This is a genomic window from Pseudomonas sp. PMCC200344, from assembly GCF_030053095.1.
Taxonomy (GTDB): domain Bacteria; phylum Pseudomonadota; class Gammaproteobacteria; order Pseudomonadales; family Pseudomonadaceae; genus Aquipseudomonas; species Aquipseudomonas svalbardensis.
On sequence record NZ_CP125618.1, the window covers coordinates 391,490 to 407,894 of the forward strand.

Sequence of the window (16,405 nt, forward strand, 5' to 3'; positions counted from 1 at the left end):
GACGGACAACGGAAATATCCGGAGCGTCTGGTTAGTCCTCTTCGTTTATGAAGAACAAAACTCTCAAAAGGAGAATGATGTGACTGCGCTTAATTTGATTCCCGGCCAACTGAGCCTTGCCCAACTGCGTGATGTTTATCAGCAGCCGGTCAAAATCACCCTCGACAACAGTGCCTCTGCCCAGATCGAAGCCAGCGTTGCCTGCGTGGAACAGATCCTCGCCGAGAACCGCACCGCTTATGGCATCAACACCGGTTTCGGCCTGCTGGCGTCGACCCGTATCGCCAGCGAAGACCTGGAAAACCTCCAGCGCTCGCTCGTTTTGTCCCACGCTGCCGGTGTCGGCGAGCCGATCAGCGACGCACTGGTTCGCTTGGTCATGGTGCTCAAGGTCAACAGCCTGAGCCGTGGTTTCTCCGGCATTCGTCGTAAGGTCATCGACGCGCTGATCGCCCTGATCAACGCCGAGGTTTACCCGCACATTCCATTGAAAGGTTCGGTCGGTGCGTCCGGCGACCTGGCGCCGTTGGCCCACATGTCGCTGGTGCTGCTGGGTGAAGGCAAGGCCCGCTACAAAGGCGAGTGGATGGAAGCAACCGAAGCGCTGAAAGTCGCCGGTCTGACCCCGCTGACCCTGGCCGCGAAAGAAGGTCTGGCGCTGCTCAACGGCACTCAGGTGTCCACCGCTTACGCGTTGCGTGGTCTGTTCGAAGGTGAGGATCTGTTCGCTGGCGCTGTGGCGCTGGGCGCCCTGACCGTTGAAGCCGTGCTGGGCTCGCGCTCGCCGTTTGATGCTCGCATCCACGCCGCTCGTGGCCAGAAAGGCCAGATCGACGCCGCTGCCGCTTACCGCGATCTGCTGGGCGAGCGCAGCGAAGTGTCCGACTCGCATCAGAACTGCGAAAAGGTCCAGGACCCGTACTCCCTGCGCTGCCAGCCGCAAGTCATGGGCGCTTGCCTGACTCAGTTCCGCCAGGCCGCCGAAGTGCTCGCCATCGAAGCCAACGCCGTTTCGGACAACCCGCTGGTATTCGCCGCTGAAGGCGACGTGATTTCCGGCGGTAACTTCCACGCCGAACCGGTCGCCATGGCAGCCGACAACATGGCGTTGGCCATCGCTGAAATCGGTTCCCTGAGCGAACGTCGTATCTCGCTGATGATGGACAAGCACATGTCGCAACTGCCGCCGTTCCTGGTGGCCAATGGCGGCGTGAACTCCGGCTTCATGATCGCTCAGGTGACCGCTGCGGCACTGGCCAGCGAGAACAAGGCGTTGTCCCATCCGCACTCGGTGGACAGCCTGCCGACGTCGGCGAACCAGGAAGACCACGTTTCCATGGCGCCGGCTGCCGGCAAGCGTCTGTGGGAAATGGCCGAAAACACGCGCGGCGTTCTCGCGGTGGAATGGTTGGCTGCGGTCCAAGGTCTGGATCTGCGCGACGGTCTGAAAACCTCGCCAAAACTGGAAAAAGCTCGCGCGATTCTGCGTGCTGAAGTGCCGTTCTATGAGAAGGACCGTTTCTTCGCGCCGGACATCAATGCGGCGAGCGAGTTGTTGGCCACGCGTTGCCTGAACGAGCTGGTTACGGCGAAGTTGTTGCCTAGCCTGTAATGGCCTTTTCGCGAGCAGGCTCGCTCCCACATTGGAATGCATACCCCTGTGGGAGCGAGCCTGCTCGCGATTCGATTCAACGTCGAATAAGAATAATTAAGGACGAGCAATGCAACAGTCAGAAAAGGGTTTGAAACGCGGGCTCTCTGCCCGACATATTCGCTTCATGGCGCTGGGGTCGGCAATCGGCACCGGGCTGTTTTACGGTTCTGCCTCGGCCATTCAAATGGCCGGTCCTGCGGTCCTGCTCGCTTACCTGATCGGTGGCGCGGCGGTGTTCATGGTCATGCGCGCCCTCGGTGAGATGGCGGTGCACAACCCGGTGGCGGGCTCTTTCGGTCACTACGCCAGCACTTATCTTGGGCCGATGGCGGGCTTCATCCTCGGTTGGACCTACGCGTTTGAAATGGTCATCGTCGGCATGGCCGACGTCACCGCATTCGGTATTTACATGGGCTTCTGGTTTCCGGAAGTCGCCCGCTGGATCTGGGTGCTGGGCATCGTTTCGGTGGTCGGCGGCTTGAACCTGTGCAACGTCAAAGTCTTCGGTGAAATGGAATTCTGGCTGTCGCTGCTCAAGGTCGCGGCCATCGTCGCGATGATCCTCGGTGGCTTCGGCATCATGTTGTTCGGCATCAGCACTGCGCCCGGCGCCCAAGCGACCGACATCAGCAATCTCTGGAGCCATGGCGGTTTCATGCCCAATGGTGTGGGCGGCCTGATCGCTTCGTTCGCGGTGGTGATGTTTGCGTTTGGCGGCATTGAAATCATCGGCGTGACCGCCGGCGAAGCCAAAGACCCGCAGCGCGTGCTGCCCAGGGCGATCAATGCCGTACCGTTGCGTATCCTGCTGTTCTACGTGCTGACGATGTTCGTACTGATGTCGATCTTTCCATGGCAGCAGATCGGCAGCCAGGGCAGCCCGTTTGTGCAGATTTTCGACAATCTGGGGATCAGTTCGGCGGCGACTGTTCTTAATATCGTGGTGATTTCGGCGGCGATATCGGCGATCAACAGCGACATCTTCGGCGCTGGCCGCATGATGTACGGCCTGGCTCTGCAAGGGCACGCGCCCAAGGGCTTCGCCCGGTTGTCGCGCAATGGCGTGCCGTGGCTGACGGTAGTGGTGATGAGCAGTGCGCTACTGCTGGGCGTGCTGCTGAACTACTTGATTCCGGAGAACGTGTTTCTGTTGATCGCCTCCATTGCCACCTTTGCGACGGTGTGGGTCTGGTTGATGATTCTGTTCACCCAAGTGGCCATGCGTCGCTCCATGAGTGCCGAGCAGGTCGCCCAACTGAAATTCCCGGTGCCGTTCTGGCCCTATGCGCCGATGGCGGCGATTGCCTTCATGCTGTTCATCTTTGGCGTGCTGGGCTATTTCCCGGACACCCAGGCGGCTCTGATCGTCGGCGTGGTCTGGATTGTATTGCTGGTGCTGGCCTACCTGACGTGGGTGAAACCGGCGGCAGGCAAGGCAGTACCGGTGGAGCGGGAACCTTCTTTTTCTCATCGATAACCTAACGGAGGCCACGGATGAAAACTCTCTGGCAACACTGCCACGTCGCAACCATGGCGCAAGGCGCCTACTCGATCATCGAGGATGCGGCCATTGTGACGTCAGGAGCGCACATTGAGTGGATCGGCCCACGCGCTGAACTGCCGTCGGGCGAGTACCCGGCAGTCAATGATCTTAAAGGGGCCTGGGTGACGCCGGGCCTGATCGACTGCCACACCCACACGGTGTTCGGCGGTAACCGCAGCGGTGAATTCGAACAGCGTCTGCAAGGCGTCAGCTATGCAGAAATCGCAGCGGCCGGTGGTGGCATCGCCAGCACCGTGCGCGCCACTCGCGCAGCCACTGAAGACGAGCTGTTCGTCAGCGCCGCCAAGCGTCTGAAGAGCCTGATGCGCGACGGCGTGACCACGGTCGAAATGAAATCCGGCTACGGCCTGGACCTGGCCAGCGAACGCAAGATCCTGCGGGTCATCCGCCGTCTCGGTGCCGAGCTCCCGGTCAGCGTGCGCAGCACCTGCCTGGCCGCTCATGCCTTGCCGCCGGAATACGCGGACCGTGCCGACGACTACATCGATCACATCTGCGCCGAGATGCTCCCTGCTCTGGCCGCCGAAGGGCTGGTGGATGCGGTGGACGCGTTCTGCGAATACCTGGCGTTTTCGCCGGCGCAAGTCGAGCGGGTGTTCATTACCGCGCAGAAACTCGGCTTGCCGGTGAAGCTGCACGCCGAACAGTTGTCGTCGTTGCATGGTTCGAGTTTGGCGGCGCGTTACCACGCACTGTCGGCCGATCACCTGGAATTCATGACCGAAGACGACGCCATCGCCATGGCCAAGTCCGGCACCGTCGCGGTGTTGCTGCCCGGCGCCTTTTACTTCCTGCGGGAAACCCAATTGCCGCCGATGGAGGCTCTGCGCAAACACGGGGTGAAAATTGCCATCGCCAGCGACCTCAACCCAGGCACCTCACCGGCGCTGTCGTTACGTTTGATGCTGAACATGGCGTGCACCTGTTTCCGCATGACCCCGGAAGAAGCCCTGGCGGGTGCAACGATTCATGCCGCCACGGCGCTGGGCATGGCTGAAACCCACGGTTCGCTGGAAGTCGGCAAGTGTGCAGATTTCGTCGCCTGGCAAATCGATCGTCCGGCTGACCTGTCGTACTGGCTGGGCGGTGACCTGGAAAAACGCGTCGTGCGTCACGGCGTTGAAGTGAGCATTTAGGAGAACAGTTGTGGATAAGGTTCTGAACTTCAAACAAGGTCGCGTGCCGCTGCTGATCAGCATGCCCCATGCCGGCCTGCGCCTGACCCCGACGGTCGAAGCCGGGTTGATCCCCGACGCGAAAAGCCTGCCCGACACCGACTGGCATATCCCGCAGCTCTATGAATTTGCTGCCGAGCTGGGCGCCAGCACCTTGGCCGCCGAGTACTCGCGTTTTGTCATCGACCTGAATCGACCGTCCGACGACAAGCCTTTGTATGCCGGCGCGACCACCGGTCTGTACCCGGCGACGCTGTTCGACGGCATTCCGTTGTTCCGTGAGGGCATGGAGCCGTCAGCGGCGGAACGCGCGACTTACCTGGAGCAGATCTGGACGCCGTACCACAGCACTTTGCAGAACGAGCTGGCGCGACTGAAAGCCGAGTTTGGCTACGCATTGCTGTTCGATGCGCACTCGATCCGCTCGATCATTCCGCACCTGTTCGACGGCAAACTGCCGGACTTCAACCTCGGCACCTTCAACGGCGCCAGTTGCGATCCGCAGTTGGCCTCTGAGCTGGAAGCCATCTGCGCGCGCCACGGCGATTACAGCCATGTGCTGAACGGTCGCTTCAAGGGCGGCCACATCACCCGGCATTACGGCAATCCGGCCGAGAACATCCATGCCGTACAACTGGAGTTGGGCCAGTGCACGTACATGGAGGAGTTCGAGCCGTTCCGCTATCGCCCGGACCTGGCGGCGCCGACGCAGGTGGTGCTCAAGGAATTGCTGCAAGGGCTGCTGGCCTGGGGCGAGAAACACTACAGCGCATAACCCTTGTGGGAGCGAGCCTGCTCGCGAAGAGGGAGTATCAGTCGACATAAATGTTGTTTGATACACCGCCTTCGCGAGCAGGCTCGCTCCCACAGTTCGGGGTTCTTCTCGATACCTTTCCGGAACAGTCGCCACCGTGCAAAACACGGTCGCTACAGTTCGCTTTTTCCCTCTCGGCGCTGCGTAATGTTCTGGGCACGGTGCACAAAGACACCGGCCCGACAATAATCCGCTGCCGCACGAGAACCTCCCCAATGAAAAGACTGTTTACCCGCTGTCTCTCAATCCTCTGCGGCACCGCTCTTCTGAGCACCAGCGTCCTGGCCAGTGACGACGCTTCCTGCAAGGCCGTGCGCATGGGCGTGGTCAACTGGACCGACGTGATCGCCACCAGTGGCATGGCCGATGTGCTGCTCAATGGCCTCGGTTACGAAAGCAAGCAAACCAGCGCCGTGCAGCAAATCATCTTCGCCGGCATCCGCGACAAGCGCCTCGACATCTTCCTCGGTTACTGGAAACCGGCGATGGACAAAAACATCGCCCCGTTTGTGGCTGCCAATCAGGTGAAGGTCATGGACAAGCCGAGCCTGGCTGACGCCCAGGCAACGCTCGCCGTACCGGAGTACGTCGCCGAAGCAGGCCTGAAAACTTTCGCCGATATCGCCAAATTCAAGGATCAACTCGGCGGCAAGATCTACGGCATCGAGCCGGGCAGCGGCGCCAACACCACCATCAAATCCATGATCGAGACCAATCACTTTGGCTTGAAGGATTTCAAGCTGACCGAGTCCGGTGAGGCCGGCATGCTTGCCGCCGTTCAGCGGGCGGTGAATCGCAAGGAGTTCGTGGTATTCGTCGGCTGGACCCCGCATCCGATGAACATCAACATGAAGATCGCCTACCTGACCGGCAGCGAAGACGTTTACGGCCCGAACGAGGGCGCCGCCACCGTCTCCACCGTGACCGCCCCGGACTACGCACAGCGCTGCCCGAATGTGAATCGCCTGCTGGAAAACCTGACCTTCACCGCGGCCCAGGAAAGCCAGTTGATGGTGCCGATCATGGAGCGCAAGACGCCTCAGGACGTCGCCAAACAATGGTTGCGCGATCATCCCGAGGATCTGCAGCGCTGGCTCGCCGGTGTCACCAGTTTTGATGGCAAGGATGGCGTGGCGACCATTCAGATCAGTTTGAAACTTTGATGAGTTCCTATCCGTTATCCGAGCAAATGGCGGCTTTCGTCGGGAAAACCGTCAGCTACAACAGCACCGACAGCAGCCTCGCCGGTTTGCGTCAGGCCTACAGCGACATGTGCCGGGCGTTCACTCCGTCACGTCCCGCCGGGCTTTATGTGGTGGATTTCGAATTGGCCGGCGTGCCGGTGCGGTCTTATCAGCCGCCGGTTTCGCCACCGACCAGCGGTTGCCCGTGCATCGTGTATCTGCACGGCGGTGGGTGGGTGGTGGGGGATCTGGATTCCCACGACTTCATCTGCGCCGAACTGGCGTCGACGCTCGGTGTGCTGGTGATCGCCGTCGATTATCGGCTGGCGCCGGAGCATCCGTTTCCGGCGGCGTTCGAGGACTGTCTGGGTGTCTGGCGTGCGCTACGGACCGGGCCATTCCGGCTCGATCCTGAACGAACGCTGGTGGCCGGGGACAGCGCCGGTGGCAATCTTGCGGCTGCGTTGTGTTTGGCGTTGCGCGATGCGGGGGAGCCATTGCCGGCTGCGCAGGTGCTGATTTATCCGGGGCTGGGCGGTGATCACCGATTGCCGTCGCGCAGCGAATGCATCGATGCCCCCTTGCTCAGCAGTAGCGATCTGGATTGTTATCACGCCCTGTACTTGCGCGGCACTGGGCAGCCAGGGGCCTATGCGATGCCGTTGCTCGCCGAAGATTTCAGGGGCTTGCCGCCGGCTTTGATCGCCGTGGCGCAATTCGACCCGCTGCGCGATGACGGCGTGCTCTACGCCGAGCGACTGAACGCAGCAGATGTGACAGCGACGCTTTACTACGGCGAGGGGTTGGTCCACGGCTGTCTGCGGGCTCGGGGGCAGGTCGCCGAGGTCGACGCACTCTATGAAACGCTGCTCGGCTATTTGTCTGAAAAAACGGGCTGAAAAACTCTGACTCTGCAAGGCATGCTCATTGGCGTAATTCGGGTTTATGATGCCGGACGGCAGAATAATAGAAGTCCCCCCAGGGATGACCTCGACCCCTTACGGAGCGCGCAATGCAGACTTTGTACCCGCAGATCAAACCCCACGCCCGGCACGATCTGGCCGTCGATGAAACCCACACGCTGTATGTCGACGAAAGCGGTTCGCCGGAAGGTTTGCCGGTTGTATTCATCCACGGCGGCCCCGGCGCCGGGTGTGATGCCCAGAGCCGCCGGTATTTCGATCCAAACCTGTATCGCATTGTGACCTTCGACCAGCGCGGTTGCGGTCGTTCCACGCCCCACGCCAGCCTGGAAAACAACACCACCTGGGATCTGGTCGCCGACCTTGAGCGAATTCGCCAGCACCTTGGCATCGACAAATGGGTGTTGTTCGGCGGTTCGTGGGGTTCGACCCTGGCGCTTGCCTACGCACAAACCCATCCGGAGCGTGTGCACGGTCTGATTCTGCGCGGGATTTTTCTCTGCCGTCCGCAGGAAATCGAGTGGTTCTACCAGTGTGGCGCCAGTCGTCTGTTCCCCGATTACTGGCAGGACTACATCGCGCCGATCCCGCTGGACGAGCGTGAAGACTTGCTCTCGGCTTTCCATAAACGCCTGGTCGGCAACGATCAGATTGCCCAGATGCACGCGGCCAAGGCCTGGTCCACCTGGGAAGGCCGGACCGCTACCCTGCGCCCGAACCCGATGGTGGTCGATCGTTTCTCCGAGCCACAGCGCGCGCTGTCCATCGCCCGCATCGAATGTCACTACTTCACCAACAATGCGTTCCTCGAGCCCAACCAGCTGATCCGCGACATGGGCAAGATCGCTCATTTGCCTGGCGTGATCGTCCACGGTCGCTACGACGTGATCTGCCCGCTGGATAACGCCTGGGAACTGCATCAGAACTGGCCGAACAGTGAATTGCAGGTGATCCGTGACGCCGGCCATGCCGCCTCCGAACCTGGCATTACTGACGCACTGGTTCGCGCCGCCAATCAGATGGCCCATCGTCTGCTCGACCTGGCCCCTGAAGAAGCATGAAGGGCCTGCTGCAACGCGTGCGTGGCGCGCGAGTCGAGGTAGCGGGGGAGGTGGTTGGCGCCGTTGATCAGGGTTTGCTGGTGCTGGTGGCGGTCGAGCCCGAGGATACTCGGGCCAGCGCCGACAAACTTCTGCAGAAGCTGCTTAACTATCGTGTGTTCAGTGACGCCGAGGGCAAGATGAATTTGTCCCTGGCGGATGTAGGCGGTGGGTTGCTGCTGGTCTCACAGTTCACCCTGGCCGCCGATACCAAGAGCGGGTTGCGCCCGAGTTTTTCGACCGCTGCCCCTCCGGCCCTTGGCGAGGAACTTTTCGACTATCTATTAGGCAAAGCGAAACAGGTGCATGGCACTGTGGCATCAGGTAGATTCGGCGCGGATATGCAGGTGCACCTGGTCAACGACGGCCCGGTAACCTTCCTGTTACAGACCTGAAAGCGCTTGAAACATGTTTTTAAGGGCTTTTCGACTGAAAACAGGGGTTTTTCGCGATAAATACTTTGTTACCCCTGATGCGTTGTAACGCGGCCTACTAGATAATCGCGCGCTACGGGGATCAGCGTTCGTTGGTCCATTTTGACTTAGGTAGAGACTTGTCCTGGACTTCTTGGGGAATCATTTAGCCCCATAGGAGTCGGAACAATGCTCGCCAACTTGGCAAGAGTGGTCTGTAGGGTCGGTTTTTCCATGCCGTTCTCCTCACAGGCTCTTTAACTGGCCGTTGGTTTTTTGATCTGTTTTCGGCGAGGGTTGCTCGTGATTGTTAGTCCCTGTAATGCACCAAAATTGTCTGCCAAACGGTTACGAAGCGCTCTGGTAGCGGGCTCTGCACTGCTCTGCCTGCTCAGCGCCGGTCAGCTTTGGGCATTCAATCTGGATGATGTATCGGTCAAAGCAAAAGAGCTGGCCGGGCAGAAGTACGAAGCTCCGCGCAGTAACCTGCCGAACGAGTTCCGCGAGATGAAATTCGCGGACTATCAAAAAATTCGCTTCCTGACCGAAAAAGCCGAGTGGGCCGATCAGAAGACCCCGTTCAAGCTGTCGTTCTATCACCAGGGTATGCATTTCGATACGCCGGTGAAAATCAACGAAATCACAGCTAACACCGTCGAAGAGATCAAATACGACCCAAGTCGTTTCGATTTCGGCGACGTGAAGTTCGATCCGAAAGCCACCGAGCAACTGGGTTATGCCGGTTTCCGTGTGCTTTACCCAGTCAACAAGGCTGACAAGCAAGACGAAATCATGACCATGCTCGGCGCGAGTTACTTCCGCGTTGTCGGCAAGGGTCACACCTATGGCTTGTCCGCTCGCGGCATGGCCATCGATACCGCGTTGCCGTCCGGCGAAGAATTCCCGCGTTTCACCGAGTTCTGGATTCAACAGCCAAAACCGGGTGACAAGCACCTGGTGATCTTCGCCCTGCTGGATTCGCCACGCGCTACCGGTGCCTATCGCCTGACCCTGCGTCCGGGCAGCGACACCGTTGTCGACGTCAAGGCCAAGATGTTCCTGCGTGACAAGGTCACCAAGCTTGGCGTTGCGCCGCTGACCAGCATGTTCCTGTTCGGCGCCAATCAGCCGTCGAAAGTGCTGAACTACCGTCGAGAACTGCATGACTCCAGCGGTCTGTCGATCCATGCCGGTAACGGCGAGTGGATCTGGCGCCCACTGAACAATCCGAAACACTTGTCAGTGAGCAATTTCTCGATCGAGAACCCGCGAGGTTTCGGCCTGCTGCAACGTGGCCGTGACTTCAGCCACTACGAAGACCTCGACGACCGCTACGACAAGCGCCCAAGTGCCTGGATCGAACCAAAAGGCGATTGGGGCAAGGGCTCCGTCGATCTGGTAGAGATTCCGACTGCCGACGAAACCAACGACAATATCGTCGCGTTCTGGAGTCCGGAAAAACTGCCTGAGCCTGGCCAGCCGCTGGACGTCGCTTATCGCATGCACTGGACCATCGACGAAGCTTCGCTTCACGCACCGGACAGCGCCTGGGTCCAACAGACCCTGCGTTCCACAGGTGACGTGAAACAGTCCAACCTGATCCGTCAGCCGGACGGCAGCGTTGCTTATCTGGTGGACTTCGAAGGCCCGTCCCTTGCGGCATTGCCGGAAGATACGGAGGTTCGTAGCCAGGTCAGCGTTGGCGAGAATGCCGAGCTGGTCGAGAACAGCGTACGTTACAACCCTGAAACCAAAGGCTGGCGCCTGACGCTGCGGATGAAAATCAAGGATCCGGGCAAGCCTACCGAGATGCGTGCTGCGCTGGTCAAGAACATCGTGACTGCCGACCTGGCCAAAACATCGTATCCGGCATCCAATTCTTCCGTCGCCAAGGCTGACAAGATTGCCGCTCGGCAGCAGGAGAAGCTGGACAAAGAAGCCAATCAAGCTGAGGCCAAGCAGGTTGAAGCCAAGCCAGCCGCAGATTCCAAGGACAAGGACAACAAAGACGCCAAGCAGCCTGTTGCTGCCGAGGCGGCCCCAGCCACACCGGAATCGGTACCGACTGAAGAAGTCCTGACCGAGACCTGGAGCTACCAGTTGCCTGCCGATGAGTAATTCTCAAGTACAGCCAGAGACTCTTGCCGAGTATCTGGCGCATCTGCCGATGACCGACCAGCAGCGCGCGGAACTCGCGGGCTGCCAGTCTTTCAGCGAATTGCATGAGCGCCTTTCGTCCTCGACGTTCGACGCGCCGACCGAGGCTGCTCAAGCTTCGGTGGGGCGTCGTTTGACGCTGAACACCGCCGAAGAACTGGCCGACGCTGAAATGCTGGTGCTCGACGCCAGCGGCCGGGTTTGCCTGCGGGCAACCCCGCCGATTCGTCGGACCAAAGTCGTGCCGGAGCCGTGGCGCACCAACATTCTGGTGCGTGGCTGGCGTCGTCTGACCGGTCGCACCAATCCGCCGGCCCCGCCGAAGGATGAAAATGTGCTGCCGGCGGCTCGCTGGCGCACCGTCGGTTCGATCCGTCGCTACATTCTGCTGATACTGATGCTCGGCCAGACCATCGTTGCCGGCTGGTACATGAAAGGCATCATGCCGTACCAGGGCTGGTCGTTCGTCGACCTCGATGAAGTCCTGCACCAGCCGTTCCTGCAAACCGTCACCCAAGTACTGCCGTATGCGCTGCAAACCAGCATCCTGATTCTGTTCGGGATTCTGTTCTGCTGGGTGTCGGCCGGTTTCTGGACCGCGTTGATGGGCTTCCTCGAGTTGCTCACAGGCCATGACAAATACCGCATTTCCGGTAAAAGCGCCGGTAACGAGCCGATCCCCACGGACGCGCGCACCGCACTGGTGATGCCGATCTGCAACGAAGACGTGCCGCGGGTGTTTGCCGGTTTGCGGGCGACCTTCGAGTCGGTTGCGGCCACGGGTAACCTGGATCGCTTCGACTTCTTTGTCCTCAGCGACAGTAACGACGCCGATATCTGCGTCGCCGAGCAACAGGCCTGGCTGGACGTCTGCCGTGAAGCCAAAGGCTTCGGCAAGATCTTCTATCGCCGCCGTCGCCGCCGCGTTAAGCGTAAAAGCGGTAACCTCGACGACTTCTGCCGTCGTTGGGGCGGTGATTACAAGTACATGGTCGTGCTCGACGCGGACTCCGTGATGAGCGGCGATTGCCTGACCAGTCTGGTGCGCTTGATGGAAGCCACCCCGGACGCCGGGATCATCCAGACCGCGCCACGCGCTTCGGGCATGGACACGCTGTATGCACGCATGCAGCAGTTCGCCACTCGCGTGTACGGTCCGCTGTTTACCGCCGGTCTGCACTTTTGGCAGTTGGGCGAATCCCACTACTGGGGCCACAACGCGATCATCCGCATGAAGCCGTTCATCGAGCACTGCGCCTTGGCGCCGTTGCCCGGTAAAGGCGCGTTTGCCGGTGCAATTCTGTCCCATGACTTCGTTGAAGCGGCGCTGATGCGCCGTGCCGGCTGGGGCGTGTGGATTGCCTACGACTTGCCGGGCAGCTACGAAGAATTGCCGCCGAACCTGCTGGACGAACTCAAGCGTGACCGTCGCTGGTGTCACGGCAACCTGATGAACTTCCGGTTGTTCCTGGTAAAAGGCATGCACCCGGTGCACCGTGCGGTGTTCCTGACGGGCGTGATGTCTTACCTGTCGGCGCCGTTGTGGTTCTTCTTCCTCGTGCTGTCGACGGCGCTGCTGGCGGTCAACACGCTGATGGAGCCGCAGTACTTCCTTGAGCCACGTCAGCTCTATCCGTTGTGGCCACAATGGCACCCGGACAAGGCGATTGCGCTGTTCTCGACCACCGTCGTGCTGCTGTTCCTGCCGAAGTTGTTGAGCATCATCCTGATCTGGGCCAAGGGCGCGAAAGAGTTCGGTGGCAAGTTCAAGGTGACGATGTCGATGCTGCTGGAGATGCTGTTCTCCATGCTGCTGGCACCGGTACGGATGATTTTCCACACCCGCTTCGTGCTCGCCGCGTTCCTCGGCTGGGCCGCGACCTGGAACTCGCCGCAACGTGACGACGATTCCACGCCATGGAGCGAAGCGGTCAAACGCCACGGTCCGCAAACCTTGCTGGGCTTTTTCTGGGCCCTGCTGGTGATCTGGCTGAACCCGAGCTTTCTCTGGTGGCTGGTGCCGATCGTCGGTTCGTTGATGCTGTCGATTCCGGTGTCGGTGATCTCCAGTCGAGTTGGCCTGGGCCTCAAGTCCCGTGACGAAAGCCTGTTCCTGATCCCTGAGGAATACAATCCGCCACAGGCGTTGGTGGCGACCGACCAGTACACCCACGAAAACCGTTGGCATGCGCTGAACGACGGCTTCGTCCGGGCAGTGGTCGATCCACAGCAGAACGCCTTGGCGTGCTCGCTGGCGACTTCACGCCACCGTGAGGCCGAGCCGATCGAATGGCTGCGGATCGAACGGGTGCGTCATGCGCTGAAAGCCGGGCCTGAAGGTCTGAACAACAATGAGCGCGTGCAACTGCTCAGTGATCCGGTGGCATTGGGTCGTCTGCATGAGCAGATCTGGAACGAAGCTCACCCCGAGTGGCTGGAAGCGTGGCGTAAATCGGTGAAAGCCGACCCCCATGCGCCGCTGTTGCCGCTCAAGCCGCTGAGTGTGCAGCCTCAGTTGGCCTGACAAAAAAACCCGCGAAAGCGGGTTTTTTTTGCGCAGATGATCGTTCCCACGCTCTGCGTTTGAGCAACAAATCCTGTGTAAACCCTTGTGCAAACGAACGAGTGCGTTAGCATCCGTTCCCGAATTGGTGCGCCCGGACAACTTTCTGTTCGTATCTGCCGGTTTCCCAATGGAAACCCGCGGTTTGCGCGCCTCACAACGCGATGGTTTTGGGGACTTGATGATGAAGAAGTATCTCTCGATGCTGCTGGTCGGCGTCACGGCATTGGTTGCAGTCAACGCGGCGTACGCCGGTGCCATCGATGACGCGGTCAAGCGCGGCACGCTGAAAGTCGGCATGGACCCGACCTACATGCCGTTCGAAATGACCAACAAGCGCGGCGAGATCATCGGCTTCGAAGTCGACATTCTCAAAGCCATGACCAAGGCCATGGGCGTCAAGCTGGAGATGGTTTCCACCGGCTACGACGGCATTATCCCGGCCTTGCTCACCGACAAGTTCGACATGATCGGCAGCGGCATGACCCTGACCCAGGAGCGCAACCTGCGCCTGAACTTCAGCGAACCGTTCATCGTGGTGGGCCAGACCCTGCTGATCCGCAAGGAACTGGAAGGCACCATCAAGTCCTATAAAGACCTGAACACCGCGGACTACCGCATTACTTCCAAGCTTGGCACCACCGGCGAGATGGTGGCCAAAAAGCTTATCTCCAAAGCCACATACCACGGCTATGACAACGAGCAGGAAGCTGTGCTCGACGTGGTCAACGGCAAGGCCGACGCTTTCATCTACGACGCGCCCTACAACGTTGTGGCGGTGAACAAGGTTGGTGCCGGCAAACTGGTGTTCCTCGACAAGCCGTTCACCTACGAGCCGCTGGCCTTTGGTTTGAAGAAGGGTGACTACGACAGCATCAACTTCATCAACAACTTCCTGCGCCAGATCCACGAAGACGGCACTTACGATCGCATCCATGACAAGTGGTTCAAAGACACCGCTTGGCTCAAGGATATGGAATAAGGCCCGGTCAGCTAGACCGCGTCGCTCCATTCGCGGGCAAGCCTCGCTCCTACAGGGGGAACGCATTCCAAAGTAGGAGCGAGGTTTGCCCGCGAAGGCGGCCTCCTTGGCGACACAAATTTCGGAATCTGCTTACAGATGAAACAGAAAAAAGCCCAATGGCCGTGGCACGTATTAACCGTGCTGCTGCTGATCGGCCTGGCTGGCGCGTTGTATTACGCCACCTCGCTGATGTCCTACGAATGGCGCTGGAACCGTGTGCCGCAATACTTCGCCTATCACGCCGAAGAATCCCAGCGTGCCGCCGATATCTCCACCGTCAGCGAACTGGTGCGCAAGGGCGACAAGGCTGAAGTCACCCTGCGCAATGATGCCGGCGTCGAGCAACACCTGACCGTCGACGACAACAGCCTGCAAGTCGCCCAAGGTGATGACGTGGCCGAGGGCGATGTGATTGGCGTGACCCGCCATTGGGCCGCCGGACCGCTGATGTGGGGGCTCTGGACCACCTTATGGTTGTCCGTGATTTCAGGTGTGCTCGGTCTGCTGATCGGCCTGGCCACGGGCTTGTGCCGACTATCGAGCAACCCGACCCTGCGCGATCTCTCGACGATCTACGTCGAGCTTGTCCGCGGTACGCCGCTGCTGGTGCAGATCTTCATCTTCTACTTCTTCATCGGCACTGTGATGAACCTCTCCCGGGAGTTCGCCGGGATCGCCGCGCTGTCGCTGTTCACCGGTGCTTATGTGGCGGAAATCATCCGTTCCGGCGTTCAATCCATCGCCCGTGGCCAGAACGAAGCCGCGCGCTCCCTGGGCCTGAGCGCTGGTCAGTCGATGCGCCACGTGGTGCTGCCGCAAGCGTTCAAACGGGTGCTGCCACCGCTGGCCGGCCAGTTCATCAGTCTGGTCAAGGACACCTCGCTGGTGTCGGTGATCGCCATTACCGAGCTGCTCAAAAGCGGCCGCGAAGTCATCACCACCTCGTTCTCGCCGTTCGAAATCCTGTTCTGCGTGGCCGGTCTGTACCTGTTGATCAACCTGCCGCTGTCGAAAATCGCCAGCCGGCTTGAGCGGAGGCTCGCGCAAAGTGATTGAAGTCCGCGATCTGGTAAAAGTTTTCGACACCCGCGGCCACGTGGTTCGCGCGGTGGATAACGTCTCGACGCACGTGGCCAAGGGCGAAGTGCTGGTGGTGATCGGCCCGTCCGGTTCCGGCAAATCCACCTTCCTGCGCTGCCTCAACGGCCTGGAAGAGTTTGATTCTGGCTCGGTGAGCATCGACGGCTTGCAACTGGCCGACCCGAAAACCGATGTGAATGCCTACCGCCGCGAAGTCGGCATGGTGTTCCAGCATTTCAACCTGTTCCCGCACATGACCGTGTTGGAAAACCTCTGCCTGGCCCAGAAAGTCGTGCGCAAACGCGGCAAGAAGGAGCGCGAGGCCAAGGCCTTGGCGTTGCTGGAAAAGGTCGGTATTGCGCAGAAGGCCAACGAGTTTCCGTCGCGTCTTTCCGGCGGTCAGCAGCAGCGCGTGGCCATCGCCCGGGCACTGGCGATGGAACCGAAGGTCATGCTGTTCGATGAGCCGACCTCGGCGCTCGACCCGGAAATGGTCGGCGAAGTGCTGGACGTGATGAAAACCCTGGCGGTGGAAGGCATGACCATGGTTTGCGTCACCCACGAAATGGGCTTCGCCCGGGAAGTGGCGGATCGGGTGCTGTTCTTCGATCACGGCAAATTGCTGGAAGACGCTTCACCGGCCCAATTCTTCGATGCGCCGAAGGATCCACGGGCTCAGGCCTTCTTGCGGCAGGTCCTCTAACCTCAGCGCCGGCCTAAAAGCATCGCGGGCAAGCCTTGCTCCTACAGTTTG

General features: G+C 60.0%; 13 protein-coding genes. All 13 read left to right on the forward strand.

Translation table 11 applies throughout. The features are described 5' to 3' along the window. The first annotated feature begins 79 nt into the window (after positions 1-79). A complete protein-coding gene (gene hutH / locus QFW87_RS01815) occupies positions 80-1,612 on the forward strand; it encodes a histidine ammonia-lyase (RefSeq protein ID WP_283182593.1) in 1,533 nt (510 codons plus the stop codon). 109 nt (positions 1,613-1,721) lie between these two features. Next, positions 1,722-3,131, forward strand: coding sequence for an amino acid permease (locus QFW87_RS01820; protein WP_283189678.1), 1,410 nt, complete (start codon positions 1,722-1,724; stop codon positions 3,129-3,131). A 17-nt stretch (positions 3,132-3,148) separates the two neighbouring features. Beyond that, positions 3,149-4,354: an imidazolonepropionase gene (gene hutI / locus QFW87_RS01825; RefSeq protein ID WP_283189679.1), complete on the forward strand. Its 1,206-nt coding sequence runs from the start codon at positions 3,149-3,151 to the stop codon at positions 4,352-4,354. A 10-nt stretch (positions 4,355-4,364) separates the two neighbouring features. After that, positions 4,365-5,168: an N-formylglutamate deformylase gene (gene hutG, locus QFW87_RS01830; RefSeq protein WP_283182596.1), complete on the forward strand. Its 804-nt coding sequence runs from the start codon at positions 4,365-4,367 to the stop codon at positions 5,166-5,168. Positions 5,169-5,422: 254 nt separating this feature from the next. Beyond that, complete coding sequence (locus tag QFW87_RS01835) at positions 5,423-6,370, forward strand: choline ABC transporter substrate-binding protein (RefSeq protein WP_283189680.1); 948 nt, start codon at positions 5,423-5,425, stop codon at positions 6,368-6,370. Continuing rightward, positions 6,370-7,290, forward strand: coding sequence for an alpha/beta hydrolase (locus QFW87_RS01840; protein WP_283189681.1), 921 nt, complete (start codon positions 6,370-6,372; stop codon positions 7,288-7,290). The genes QFW87_RS01835 and QFW87_RS01840 overlap by 1 nt, the downstream gene beginning before the upstream one ends. A gap of 113 nt (positions 7,291-7,403) precedes the next feature. Beyond that, positions 7,404-8,375 carry a prolyl aminopeptidase gene (gene pip, locus QFW87_RS01845; RefSeq protein ID WP_223431133.1) on the forward strand — a complete coding sequence of 324 codons (972 nt, stop codon included), beginning with the start codon at positions 7,404-7,406 and terminating at the stop codon, positions 8,373-8,375. Next, positions 8,372-8,809 (forward strand): D-aminoacyl-tRNA deacylase, encoded by a 438-nt coding sequence (gene dtd / locus QFW87_RS01850; RefSeq protein ID WP_008149496.1) that lies wholly within the window; start codon positions 8,372-8,374, stop codon positions 8,807-8,809. Before pip ends, dtd begins: the two co-directional genes overlap by 4 nt. Before the next feature lie 321 nt (positions 8,810-9,130). Continuing rightward, positions 9,131-10,945 (forward strand): glucan biosynthesis protein G, encoded by a 1,815-nt coding sequence (locus QFW87_RS01855; RefSeq protein ID WP_283182599.1) that lies wholly within the window; start codon positions 9,131-9,133, stop codon positions 10,943-10,945. Further along, complete coding sequence (gene mdoH / locus QFW87_RS01860) at positions 10,938-13,508, forward strand: glucans biosynthesis glucosyltransferase MdoH (protein WP_283182600.1); 2,571 nt, start codon at positions 10,938-10,940, stop codon at positions 13,506-13,508. Before QFW87_RS01855 ends, mdoH begins: the two co-directional genes overlap by 8 nt. Before the next feature lie 223 nt (positions 13,509-13,731). Then, a complete protein-coding gene (locus tag QFW87_RS01865) occupies positions 13,732-14,529 on the forward strand; it encodes a transporter substrate-binding domain-containing protein (RefSeq protein WP_283182601.1) in 798 nt (265 codons plus the stop codon). Between the two features lie 138 nt (positions 14,530-14,667). Then, on the forward strand, positions 14,668-15,627 hold the full coding sequence (locus QFW87_RS01870; protein ID WP_283182602.1) for an amino acid ABC transporter permease: 960 nt from the start codon (positions 14,668-14,670) through the stop codon (positions 15,625-15,627). Next, positions 15,620-16,354: an amino acid ABC transporter ATP-binding protein gene (locus tag QFW87_RS01875; protein WP_283182603.1), complete on the forward strand. Its 735-nt coding sequence runs from the start codon at positions 15,620-15,622 to the stop codon at positions 16,352-16,354. The genes QFW87_RS01870 and QFW87_RS01875 overlap by 8 nt, the downstream gene beginning before the upstream one ends. The last annotated feature ends 51 nt before the right edge of the window (positions 16,355-16,405 follow it).

Excerpts from the sequence above, each read along its gene's own strand:
- QFW87_RS01865 (WP_283182601.1), top strand. The coding sequence starts at position 13,732 with ATGAAGAAGTATCTCTCGATGCTGCTGGTCGGCGTCACGGCATTGGTT.
- QFW87_RS01820 (WP_283189678.1), top strand. The coding sequence starts at position 1,722 with ATGCAACAGTCAGAAAAGGGTTTGAAACGCGGGCTCTCTGCCCGACAT.
- hutI (WP_283189679.1), top strand. The coding sequence starts at position 3,149 with ATGAAAACTCTCTGGCAACACTGCCACGTCGCAACCATGGCGCAAGGC.
- QFW87_RS01835 (WP_283189680.1), top strand. The coding sequence starts at position 5,423 with ATGAAAAGACTGTTTACCCGCTGTCTCTCAATCCTCTGCGGCACCGCT.
- mdoH (WP_283182600.1), top strand. The coding sequence starts at position 10,938 with ATGAGTAATTCTCAAGTACAGCCAGAGACTCTTGCCGAGTATCTGGCG.
- dtd (WP_008149496.1), top strand. The coding sequence starts at position 8,372 with ATGAAGGGCCTGCTGCAACGCGTGCGTGGCGCGCGAGTCGAGGTAGCG.
- QFW87_RS01870 (WP_283182602.1), top strand. The coding sequence starts at position 14,668 with ATGAAACAGAAAAAAGCCCAATGGCCGTGGCACGTATTAACCGTGCTG.
- pip (WP_223431133.1), top strand. The coding sequence starts at position 7,404 with ATGCAGACTTTGTACCCGCAGATCAAACCCCACGCCCGGCACGATCTG.
- QFW87_RS01840 (WP_283189681.1), top strand. The coding sequence starts at position 6,370 with ATGAGTTCCTATCCGTTATCCGAGCAAATGGCGGCTTTCGTCGGGAAA.